Raw genomic sequence first — 11,019 nt, 5'->3', positions numbered from 1 at the left:
CAACAGCGCCGCCGGCAAGGGCTTCGACAAGGCCGCCATGTGCATCGCCGAGAAGCTGCCGATGGGCGCCAAGACCGGCACCGTCAAGGTTCCCTTCCGCTTCCCGGGCGGCGCATAAGCATCGCTCATCAAGCCGGAAGAACAGAACGCCCCCGCCGATCGCTCGGCGGGGGCGTCTTTTTTGCAAGGCGCTCCAGGCGTGACCGCCAGGCGCCGGTATCATCTGTAGAGAACACCTCTCGATAGAACGGCTCGCCGCTCCGAGCGTGGACAAGCGTCAGAGCAGCCGAACCGCTCGGACGCCAGGTAGAGCGCTCTAGAACTCTTCCCACTCGTCCTTCAGGGCGACAGCGGCTCCCCCACGCGATACGGGAGCCGAGGCGCCGGGTCGGACCGCGGGACGCGCCGCGGGCGTGGAGCGGGGAGCGGGCGCAGCCGGCTGCGACGCCGGGGCGGCCTGGGCGGCCTGGGCGGCCGCGCGGCCGGAGATCGAGAAGGTCGCCACCTGCCGGGACAGTTCGGCGGTCTGGGTCTTCAGCGAGTGGGTCGCGGCCGTGGTCTGCTCGACCATCGCCGCGTTCTGCTGGGTGACCTGGTCCATCTGATTGACGGCCGTGTTCACCTCCGAAAGGCCCCGCGCCTGGTCCTGCGACGAGGCTGAGATCTGGACAATCAGTTCGTCGATCTCGGCGACCTTGCCGACGATGCCCTTCAGCGCCTCCCCCGTCTGGCCGACGAGGCCGACGCCGGCCTCGACCTGCTTGGTCGAGGCGCCGATCAGGGCCTTGATTTCCTTGGCCGCCTCGGCCGAGCGCTGCGCGAGGGCGCGCACCTCCTGGGCGACGACGGCGAAGCCCTTGCCCGCCTCGCCGGCCCGGGCGGCTTCGACGCCGGCGTTCAGGGCCAGCAGATTGGTCTGGAAGGCGATCTCGTCGATCACCCCGATGATGTTGCCGATCTCGCGCGAGCTGGTCTCGATCTCGCCCATGGCCGCGACGGCCTGGTCGACCACCACGCCCGACCGCTCGGCCTCCGACTTGGCACCGGCCACCACGTCCTGGGCTTGCTTGGCGCCGTCGGCGGCGCGGCGGACGGTCTGGGTGATCTCGTCCAGCGCGGCGGCCGTCTCTTCCAGGCTGGCGGCCTGCTGCTCGGTGCGACGCGCCAGGTCGTCGGCGGCGATGCTGATCTCCTCGGTGCCCGAGCGGATCCCGTCCGTCGCGACGTTGACCCCGCCCATGGCCTGGTCAAGCAGCTTGGCCGCGTTGTTGAAGTCGTCCTTGAGCTTCTGGAAGTTCGGCTTGACGTCGATGTCGAGGCGCGAGCGCAGGTCCCCCTGGGCCAGGCGATCCAGCGCCTCACCCAGCGCGGCGACCATCTCGGCCTGGGACGCCTGGGCTTCGCGCTGTTCGGCTTCCAGCCGCTGGCGTTCGTTGTCGATCGTCTCCAGATAGATCGAGATCGCGAAATCCATGTCCAGCAGCACGGCCTTGATCAGGGCGCTGAGCGCCTCGCCGGCCTCTGCGACGCCGCCCTTGCTCATGAAGCCCTTGGGCCAGACCGATTCGAGGACGGAGCGGATCAGGTGGTCGCTGACCACGGCATAGCCGCCGATGTACCAGCGGGGCTCAAGCCCGATACGGGCGTGGGTTTCGCCAATGGTGCGGACGGCGCGGACATAATCCTCGCTGAACTTGGCCTCGACAATGCCGGCCCAATGGGCCTGCTGGCGACCGCTGGCGGCCGCCATGTGCTTGTCGTCCTTGAAGAACTTCCGCGTCTCGGGCGTAGCCTCCACCTTGGCGTAGAAGTTCGCCAGAGCCGGGCCGATCGCCTTCTCGACAACAGGCTTCAGACCGCGCAGGGCTTCACGCGCCCTGTCGTCGATCCCCATAAACGCCACTCGCTCGTTGATCGCGTAATCGTGGCTCATCGCCGTCATCCGTTTGCTGGGTGGACGGACAATCTCGCGGCGGCGTGCTTAATGTCGGCTTAAATATACTCGCCAGACGCGCGTCAGCTTGACGCGCTATCGCAGACTAAAGGCCAAAGCGCGAAAACCCGCTCCGGGGCGAAAACCCTAAATTAGAAGGGATTCCAGCCACGCGATGCGGCGCGACGCAGGCCGAGCGCGCCTCATCTGTGACAAACCGCCACGCGTCCAGCGCGATCATCCGCCCTGCTTGAGCGTTTCGCGGGCGATGATCAGCTGCTGGATCTGGCTGGTGCCCTCATAGATCCGGAAGATCCGCACGTCGCGATAGAGGCGCTCGATCCCGTAGTCGGCGACGTAGCCGGCGCCACCGAAGATCTGCACGGCGCGGTCGGCGACCTTGCCGACCATCTCCGAGGCGAACAGCTTGCTGGCCGCCGCCTCCAGCGTGACCCCCACGCCACCGTCGCGCTTGCGGGCGGTTTCAAGCACCAAGGCGCGCGCGGCCAGCGCTTCGGTCTTGCTGTCGGCGATCATCGCCTGGATCAGCTGGAAGTTGGCGATCGGCTGCCCGAACTGCTTGCGCTCGGAGGCGTAGGCCACGCAGTCGGCGATCAGGCGCTCGGCGACGCCGACGCAGACGGCGGCGATGTGCAGGCGGCCGCGATCCAGGACCTGCATGGCGACCTTGAAGCCCTCGCCCTCCGCGCCCAGGCGGTTCTCGACGGGCACGCGCACGTTGTCGAAGGTGACGTCGTGGATGTGGGCGCCCTGTTGACCCATCTTCTTCTCGGGCTTGCTGACCGAGAGCCCCGGCAGGTCACGCGGCACGAGGAAGGCCGACACGCCGCCCCCGCCCTTCAATTCGGGATTGGTGCGGGCCATCACCGTGAACAGCGAAGCCTTGCCCGCATTGGTGATGTAGCGCTTGGCGCCGTTCAGCACATAGGAGTCGCCGTCCAGCGTGGCGCGGGTCTGCACCGCGCCGCTGTCCGATCCCGCTTCGGGCTCGGTCAGGGCGAAGGACGTAATGACCTCGCCCGAGGCGACCCCGGGCAGCCACCTGGTCTTCTGGGCGTCATCGCCGAACATCACCAGGCCCTGGCTGCCGATGCCGACATTGGTGCCGAACACCGAGCGGAAGGCCGGCGAGGCCCGGCCAAGCTCGATGGCCACCAGCGCCTCGTCCTCCATGCCCAGGCCAAGGCCGCCGTATTCCTCGGGGATCGAGAGGCCGAACAGGCCCAGCGCCTTCATCTCCTCGATGATCTCGGCGGGCACGGCGTCGTCCTCGGCGACCTTGGCCTCGATCGGCCGCAGCCGCTCGGCGACGAAGCGGGCGACCGTGTCGATCAGTTGCTCGCGGGTCTCCAGGTCGAGGGCCATGCGCTTTCTCCCGTTGTCCGGCCCTTCGCGAACCGCGAGGGAAGGCGTCAAACACTTGTTTTGACCGAGACTGTAGCGATGACCTTCGAGAATGGAAGCCTTACCCTGCGGCCTTCTCTTGCTGAGCCAGCACGCTCTTGCGCGCGCCATAGGCCAGATAGATCGCCGCGCCGATCAGGTGGGCGTAGACGAAGTAGACCTGGGTCTTCACCGGCAGGCTGACGAACAGGTAGAGGCAGCCGAGGATGCCGGCGGGAGCCACCACCGGCCAGATCGGCGTCGAGAAGACCCGGGGGCGGTTGGGCTCGCGCAGTCGCAGCAGGATCACCGAGGCGCCGACGGCGATGAAGGCCCACAGCGTGCCGGCGTTGGCCAGCTCGGCGATGTCCTTCAGCGACAGCAGGCCCGACAGCAGGGCCGACAGGGCGCCCGTGAGCAGGGTCATCATCACCGGCGTGCCGGTCTTGGCGTTCACGCGCGACAGGGCGCGCGGCAGCAGGCCGTCCCGCGCCATGACGAAGAAGATCCGGCTCTGGCCGTACATGAAGGCCAGGATCACGGTCGGCAGGGCGATCACCGCGGCCAGGGCCACCAGCTGGGCGACCTTGGGATGGCTGAGGCTTTCCAGGATAAAGACCAACGGCGCCTCGCTCTTTGAGAACACCTCGGCGCGCGAGGCGCCGATCGAGACGGCGGCGACGATCATGTAGATCGCCGTGCAGGCGGCCATCGAGCCGACGATGCCGATGGTCAGGTCGCGCTTCGGGTTCTTCGTCTCCTCGGCGGCGGTCGAGACGGCGTCGAAACCGTAGAAGGCGAAGAAGATCAGGCTGGCCGCCGCCATCACCCCGATCTTCACCCCGTCGGGGCCCGGCGTGGCCGAGAAGCCGTTGGGCATGAAGGGCGTGAAGTGGCTGGCGTCGAAGGCCGGCAGGCACAGGACGACGAAGACGATCAGGGCCATGATCTTCACGGCGACCAGCACCATGTTGACCACGGCGCTCTCGCGGGTGCCGATCGCCAGCAGCCCCGCCACCGCCATCGAGATGATCACCGCCGGCAGGTTGATCAGTCCGCCCGCGTGCGGCCCCGCCAGCAAGGCGTCCGGAAAGCCCATCAGCTTGAACAGGCCATGGGCGTGGGCCGACCAGCCCACCGCCACCGCCGCGCAGACCAGCGTGTATTCTAGGATCAGGCTCCAGCCGACGAACCAGGCGACCTGCTCGCCCATGGCCGCGTAGCTGTAGGTGTAGGCGCTGCCCGCCGCCGGCATCAGGGTCGAAAGCTCGGCGTAGCAGAGCGCCGCGCAGGCGCAGACCGCGCCGGCGATCAGGAACGACAGGATCACGCCCGGCCCGGCCAGGCCCGCGCCGATGCCGGTCAGGGTGTAGATGCCGGTGCCGACGATGGCCCCGACCCCCAGGGCCACCAGATGGGGCCAGCTTAGGGTCTTCTTCAGCTGATGGCTGTCCGCGTGTCCCGCGGTGATGGTGTCGATGCTCTTTCGGCGCGTCCAGAAGCTCACTTGAGGGGTCCTCCGACTCATTTCGGCGACCATGGAGCTCATTTCGTGCTCCGCCAAGAACCCCTGGTTAGAAGAATATTCTCGTCAGGGCGTAGGCCAGCACGGCGACGGCGATCGTGACCGTCCCAAGCATCACCGCCAGCTTCGGCTTGACCTGGAGCAGGGCCTGGGGCCCGAGCTTGGCGGAGATCGCGCCCACGCCCGCCAACAGCAGGAAGCTTGAGCAGGCCGCCAGGGTCGAGACCAGGGCCGGAGGGATCAGGTTCAGGCCGCGCGCTGCCGCCAGGGCCGCAAAGCCCAGCACGAATGCCGGCGGCGCCTGCAGGCCGGAAACGCGCCCGCCTTCTGCGCTGCGGGTCAGCATCAGGCCGATCAGCACCACCGCCGGGCCTAGCCAGACGATGCGGGCGAGCTTGGCCAGGGCCGCGGTGCTGGCGGTCTCGGGCGAGACCGACGCGCCGGCGCCGGCCACCTGGGCGACGTCGTGGATGGACAGGCCGAAGAAGACGCCGGCCTGGTGGGCGGTCAGGCCCAAGGCGTTGGCCAGCGGCGGATAGGCCAGCATCGCGACGGTCGAGAGCAGGTTCACCCCGACGATCACGAGCGCTGTCGTGCGCTGGTTGGCGGGGCTGGCCGGCGCGGCCTGCGACGCGGCCAGGGCGGCGGAGGCGCCGCAGATCGAGCAGGCGGCGGCGGCGATCAGGGCTTCGGCGAAGGGCAAGCCCAAGGCAAGGCCCGCCGCCGCGCCGATGGCGAGGCCGCCCAACACCACGACGCCGCTGGCCAGGATGGCCGGGCCGCCGAGCGCGGCGAACTCCGCCCAGCTGATCTGGGCGCCCATCATCGCCACGCCCAGGCGCAGGCCAGGCTTGGCGAAGATGTCGAGCCCCGCGCCCAGTTGAGCTTGCAGGCCAAGCGCCCCCAGCATCATACCCAGGACCACCGCGATCAGCGGCGCGGGCGCATGCAGGCTTTGCGACAGCAGCTTGGCGAGTACGGCCAGGGCCAGGCCGGCGACCAGCCCGGGCGCCAGCTTGCCGGCCTCCAGGCGAAGGGCGGCCGCGGTCATCCGCGGACCGTCTCGCCATTGATCGGGGCGGCCGCGAAGTGGGCGTCGGCGCGTGCGCAGCGGTTCGAGAGACGCTCGTTCAGCGCGCGAACGGTGCGGCTGCCGGTCCGCTCGAACGCGAACGGCAGGAGACCGTGGACGAGGCAGGCGAGGCCCGCGCCGATCAGGGTGAAGCCGAAGCTCCAGGCCACGCCCATGTGCTGGCCATAGCTTTCGCCGACCGAGCGGGGGTGACGGGTGAAGGACGCCAGCATGAAGGCCTCGCGGTTTGCCGAGGCTCCCTAGGATGGCGAGGATTCGAGGAAAGGCATTACTGGATTGCGCGCCAAACGCGGCGTAGAGAGAATTCCATTCTCGATCAATGCGGAACGCAGAGATGATTGATCTCGATCATATCGATCGACGCCTGCTGGCGATCCTGCAGGAGGACGCAACGGTTCCGATCGCGGAACTGGCCGAACGCGTGGGCCTGACCCAGACGCCGTGCTGGAAGCGGATCAAGCGGCTGCAGGACGCGGGCGTGATCACCGCCCGGGTCGCCTTGCTGGACCGCGAGGCCCTGGACCTGCCGCTGACCGTGTTCGTGGCCGTGAAAACGGGTCGTCACGACGAGGAGTGGCTGAAGCTGTTCGCGGAGGGCGCCAAGGCCCTGCCCGAGGTCATCGAGTTCTACCGGATGAGCGGCGAGGTCGACTATCTGCTGAAGGTGGTGGTCAAGGACATCGCCGCCTACGATCGTTTCTACAAGCGCCTGATCGCCACCGCCCCACTCAGCGACGTGTCGTCCAGCTTCGCGATGGAGCAGATCAAGTTCACCACCGCCCTGCCGGTCGCCCCGACCTGAGCCTCGGCCGTTTCGCCGGCGAACTGCCGCAGGCGTTGGAAGCGTGACCTTATGCGACCCTAGGCAGATCGCGCCGAACGCCCTATGGCTCTTGGCAAGTTCGGATCGGTGGCGCCCCCATGAGTATTGTCGAGATGAACGGGGTCGACGCCGATCGCTTCCGCGAGAAGATCGTCCCAGCGTCCCGGCCCGTGGTGTTTCGCGGCCTCGTCGCGCATTGGCCGGCCGTCACAGCCGCCCGACGAGGGGACGAGGCCCTGTTCGCCTATCTGGCGCGGTTCGACCGGCAGGAGCCTGTGGGGACGCTGATCGCCGCCCCGGACACCGGCGGACGTTTCTTCTATGACGACGCCCTGACCGGCTTCAATTTCCAGGGCGGCCGCGCGCGGCTGTCCAAGAGCTTCGACTTCCTGCTGGCCAATCGCGAGACCGAGCGCCCCGCCGCCTTGGCCGCCCAGGCGATCCCCGCCGATATGCATCTGCCCGGCTTTCGCGCCGAGAACGTCTCGCCGCTGACGCCCGACGTCGAGCCGCTGCTGTGGCTGGGCAACCGGGTGATCGTCGCCGCGCACCAGGATCCCTACGAGAATCTGGCCTGCGTGGTCGCCGGCCGTCGGCGCTTCACGTTGTTTCCGCCGCAGGCCGTCGCCGACCTCGCCATCGGTCCGTTCGAGAAAACGCCGGGCGGCCCGCCGATCAGCCTGGTCGACTTCGACGCGCCCGACCTGGCGCGTCACCCGCGCTTTTCCCAGGCGCTGGCGGTCGCCGAGGTCGTGGAGCTGGCGCCCGGCGACGCGCTGTTCATCCCGTACCTGTGGTGGCACCACGTGCGCTCCCTGGAGCCGGTGAACCTGCTGGCCAACTACTGGTGGGACAGCGCGCCGGCGGGACGCGGCGAGGCCATGGACGCTTTCCTGCACGCGGTCATGGCCCTGCGAGCCCTGCCCGCCCACCAGCGGGCGGCCTGGAAGAGCGCCTTCGACCACTATGTGTTCGGCGATCCGGAAGCGGCGACCGCACACCTGCCCGGGAACGTTCACGGCATGCTCGGCGCGCTCAGCGAGGACGACGCCCGCAGCCTGCGCCGGGCGCTGGCGGAGAAGCTGGCGTTATAGCCGCCTATTCCGGCCACAGGTCCTGGATGTCGCCCTTGCGGTTCAGCATGTGCGTGGCGCGCTTGATCACCGCCAGCAGGCGCTCCTTCCGGCCATCCTTGTCGTAGGTCAGGGTGGTGCGGGCCAGGCCCTCCAGCATGAAGCGGGCGAGGTCGCGGCTGGCCTGGAAGCGCGGGCCGGCGCCGGCGTGGAGGATCTTCAGGAAGTGATCGCCGGCCTGGGCGCGGTCGAACTCGGCCTGGGCGGGGCTGAGCAGCGCCTGGATGGCCGGGTCGGTGCGGCCGGCGGCCTCCAGCTCGGCGAAGGCCTGGAACGGCGTGCTGTGCAGCAGGTCCCAATAGCTGTCGATCGCGTGCTCGGTGACGTCCGCGCCCGGCGGCAGGCTGTCGGCGGCCGCCCGAAACAGGGTCGAGCGCTCGGCCTGGATGTGGGCCACGGCCGCCTCGACCAGGGCCTCGCGGGTCGGGAAGTGGTAGAGCATCGCCCCCCGGGTCAGGCCGGCCGCGTCGGCGATGGCCGGATTGGTCGCGGCGTGATAGCCGATCTCGGCGAACAGACGCATCGCGCAGTCCAGAATCCGCGCACGGGTCTTCTGCGACTTGGGGGTGTCCTTGGCGAGGCGGGCGGCGTCCATCGGCGTGATCTAGTGCGAGCGATGCTGCGCCGCAACAGCTTGAGCAATCCCAAGCCTGCAAGGCGGTTGCTTATTCCCCAAGAATTTTGACCTCCGCGCCGAAAATGGTCAATCCGCAGGCTGCCGCAAGGGAACCCGAACCGCGGTTCGTCGCCGTTCCGCCCCGCCCGCTTCATCAAAGCGACATGCAATCAGCTTAATCGCCTGCCGTTGGCCGCCATCGCGCCGATCCGGGGACGGAGCGATCTTGCGGCGGCAAACGGGGGTACGACCATGAGCGCCGACGTCGCCGTCCGCCGCTATCGATCGATCTTCATCAGCGACCTGCACCTGGGCACGCGGGGATGCCAGGCCGAGCTGCTGCTGGACTTCATCCGCCACATCGAGTGCGAGAAGCTCTATCTGGTCGGTGACATCATCGACGGCTGGAAGCTGCGCAGCGGCTGGCACTGGCCCCAGGCCCATAACGACGTCGTCCAGAAGATCCTGCGCATGGCCCGCAAGGGCGCCGAGGTGATCTATATCCCCGGCAATCACGACGACCGCGTCCGCGAGTTCTGCGGCGTCCACTTCGGCGGCGTCGTGGTGGCCCGCGACGTGATCCACGAGGCGGCCGACGGCAAGCGCTATCTGGTCGTCCACGGCGACGAGTTCGACGGCGTCGTCCAGCACGCCAAGTGGCTCGCCTTCCTCGGGGATTGGTCCTATAGAACCATCCTCATGCTGAATACCCTGGTGAATCGCGCCCGTCGCCGCCTGGGGTTCGGCTATTGGAGCTTTTCGGCCTATCTGAAGGTCAAGGTGAAGAACGCTTTGCAGTTCATCGAGAACTTCGAGGCCGCCGTGGCCGACGAGGCCCGACGTCGGGGAGTGGACGGGGTGATCTGTGGTCATATCCACAAGGCCGAGATGCGCGACATCGATGGCATCGCCTATGTCAATGACGGCGACTGGGTGGAAAGCTGCACGGCCGTGGCCGAGCACGCCGACGGCCGCCTCGAGATCCTGGAGTGGGCCAAGCTGCGCTCCTGGTCGGTGATCGATCGCGGCCGCAAGCTGCCGAGCCCGACCGACGAGGCCCTGCCGGAGCCCGCCGTCGCCTGATGCGGATACTGCTCGCTACCGACGCCTGGGAACCGCAAGTCAACGGCGTGGTTCGCACCCTGACCCGGGTGGTCGACGAACTGCGCGCCATGGGCCACGTCGTGGACGTGGTCAGCCCCGACCAGTTCCCGACCTTTCCGCTGCCGACCTATCCGGAAATCAAGCTGGCCATCGGCGCCTATGAGCCGGTGCAGGAGCGCTTCAAGCTGTTCGAACCCGAGGCGATCCACATCGCCACCGAGGGGCCGATCGGCCTGGCCGCCCGCCGCATCTGCCTGGAATGGAAGCTGCCGTTCACGACCAGCTACCACACCAAGTTCCCCGAATATGTCTCGGCCCGCCTGCCGCTGCCGCTGGCGGCCGGCTACACCTACATGCGCTGGTTCCATAAGCCGTCGGGCCGGCTGATGGTGGCCACGCCGACCATGCGCGACGAGCTGGCCAAGCACGGCTTTCGCAACCTCTCGCCCTGGTCGCGCGGCGTCGACACCGACATCTTCAAGCCGCGCCAGCCCGGCGACCCCGACATCTTCGAGGGCCTGGCCCGCCCGATCTTCCTCAATGTCGGCCGCGTGGCCGTGGAGAAGAACATCGAGGCCTTCGCCAGCCTGGACCTGCCCGGCACCAAGGTGGTGATCGGCGACGGCCCGCAGCGCGAGGAGCTGGCCGAGAAGTATCCCGAGGTGAAGTTCCTGGGCGCCAAGTTTGGCGAGGAGCTGGGCCGTTATTTCGCCGGCGCCGACGTCTTCTGCTTCCCGTCCCTGACCGACACCTTCGGCCTGGTGATTCTGGAGGCCATGGCCGCCGGCGTGCCGGTGGCGGCGTTCTCGGCCCCGGGGCCCGTCGACATCATCCCCGGCTCCAACGCCGGTGTCCTCGCGCCCGGCCAGACCGACGGCCTGAAGGAAGCGTGCCTGGCCTGCCTGGAGCTCGACAAGACCGTCGTGCGCAAGTTCGCCGAGAAGTTCTCGTGGCGATCCTGCGCCGAGGAGTTCTTCCGCAACCTGCAGCCCTATCCCGAGCCGGAGAAGACCCGCTTCTGGCGCCGCCTGCGCCGCCTGGCCCGCCTGCGCAAGAAGACGGCGGCCTAGGACTCGCGGCCTGCCTTCGGCGCGGGCCGCCTCCCTTCCCCCTCGATGGGGGAAGGATCGGGGATGGGGGTGACATGCTGACATGGCCGACTCGCGCTGCATCTGACGCGGTGTTCACCCCACCCCTACCCCTCCCCATCGAGGGGAGGGGACGTGTCTCATCGGCTTCACGCGATCGCTCGCTGAAGGTTGGGGAGGCGACGGAGCGGCCGGGCGAACCCGGAGACCGTAAGGTTTGTTTGCGTTTCGGCTCGTCGACCGCTCCGCCAGGCTGTTGTTTCCATGAGGACGGCGGGCGTGAGCGTTATCTGCTCGGGC

General features: G+C 68.3%; 10 protein-coding genes and 1 pseudogene. 5 read left to right on the top strand and 6 right to left on the bottom strand.

The features are described from left to right. A pseudogene (locus DI526_RS21775) lies at positions 1-118 on the top strand (hypothetical protein); the annotation flags it as partial. Between the two features lie 198 nt (positions 119-316). Here the strand turns inward: DI526_RS21775 and DI526_RS21770 are convergent. From DI526_RS21770 to DI526_RS21750, 5 genes are all read right to left on the bottom strand, one after another. Next, the gene (locus tag DI526_RS21770; RefSeq protein WP_304282578.1) at positions 317-1,942 is read right to left on the bottom strand and encodes a globin-coupled sensor protein; all 1,626 of its coding nucleotides are present in this window, start codon (positions 1,940-1,942) and stop codon (positions 317-319) included. A 228-nt stretch (positions 1,943-2,170) separates the two neighbouring features. After that, the gene (locus DI526_RS21765) at positions 2,171-3,319 is read right to left on the bottom strand and encodes an acyl-CoA dehydrogenase family protein (protein WP_304282575.1); all 1,149 of its coding nucleotides are present in this window, start codon (positions 3,317-3,319) and stop codon (positions 2,171-2,173) included. Positions 3,320-3,419: 100 nt separating this feature from the next. After that, positions 3,420-4,865 (bottom strand): amino acid permease, encoded by a 1,446-nt coding sequence (locus tag DI526_RS21760; RefSeq protein ID WP_304282581.1) that lies wholly within the window; start codon positions 4,863-4,865, stop codon positions 3,420-3,422. Between the two features lie 46 nt (positions 4,866-4,911). Then, the gene (locus tag DI526_RS21755; RefSeq protein ID WP_304282572.1) at positions 4,912-5,913 is read right to left on the bottom strand and encodes a putative sulfate exporter family transporter; all 1,002 of its coding nucleotides are present in this window, start codon (positions 5,911-5,913) and stop codon (positions 4,912-4,914) included. Continuing rightward, positions 5,910-6,167, bottom strand: coding sequence for a DUF6356 family protein (locus tag DI526_RS21750; protein ID WP_304282569.1), 258 nt, complete (start codon positions 6,165-6,167; stop codon positions 5,910-5,912). Before DI526_RS21750 ends, DI526_RS21755 begins: the two co-directional genes overlap by 4 nt. 107 nt (positions 6,168-6,274) lie before the next feature. Here DI526_RS21750 and DI526_RS21745 point away from each other — a divergent pair, with 107 nt between their 5' ends. Both DI526_RS21745 and DI526_RS21740 read left to right on the top strand, forming a co-directional pair. Then, positions 6,275-6,757, top strand: coding sequence for an Lrp/AsnC family transcriptional regulator (locus DI526_RS21745; protein ID WP_304282567.1), 483 nt, complete (start codon positions 6,275-6,277; stop codon positions 6,755-6,757). 119 nt (positions 6,758-6,876) lie between these two features. Further along, on the top strand, positions 6,877-7,872 hold the full coding sequence (locus DI526_RS21740; protein ID WP_304282564.1) for a cupin-like domain-containing protein: 996 nt from the start codon (positions 6,877-6,879) through the stop codon (positions 7,870-7,872). 4 nt (positions 7,873-7,876) lie between these two features. Here DI526_RS21740 and DI526_RS21735 read toward each other — a convergent pair whose 3' ends face one another. Next, on the bottom strand, positions 7,877-8,506 hold the full coding sequence (locus tag DI526_RS21735) for a TetR/AcrR family transcriptional regulator (RefSeq protein ID WP_304282561.1): 630 nt from the start codon (positions 8,504-8,506) through the stop codon (positions 7,877-7,879). Between the two features lie 273 nt (positions 8,507-8,779). Between DI526_RS21735 and DI526_RS21730 the strand changes: the two genes are divergently transcribed. Then, a complete protein-coding gene (locus tag DI526_RS21730; RefSeq protein ID WP_304282558.1) occupies positions 8,780-9,610 on the top strand; it encodes a UDP-2,3-diacylglucosamine diphosphatase in 831 nt (276 codons plus the stop codon). Then, a complete protein-coding gene (locus tag DI526_RS21725) occupies positions 9,610-10,701 on the top strand; it encodes a glycosyltransferase family 1 protein (protein ID WP_304282555.1) in 1,092 nt (363 codons plus the stop codon). The genes DI526_RS21730 and DI526_RS21725 overlap by 1 nt, the downstream gene beginning before the upstream one ends. Positions 10,702-11,019: the final 318 nt, after the last annotated feature.

Source organism: Caulobacter segnis (genome assembly GCF_003243465.1).
In the GTDB taxonomy this organism is placed as follows: Bacteria; Pseudomonadota; Alphaproteobacteria; order Caulobacterales; family Caulobacteraceae; genus Caulobacter; species Caulobacter segnis_A.
This window is presented reverse-complemented; position numbering and strand designations above follow the sequence as displayed.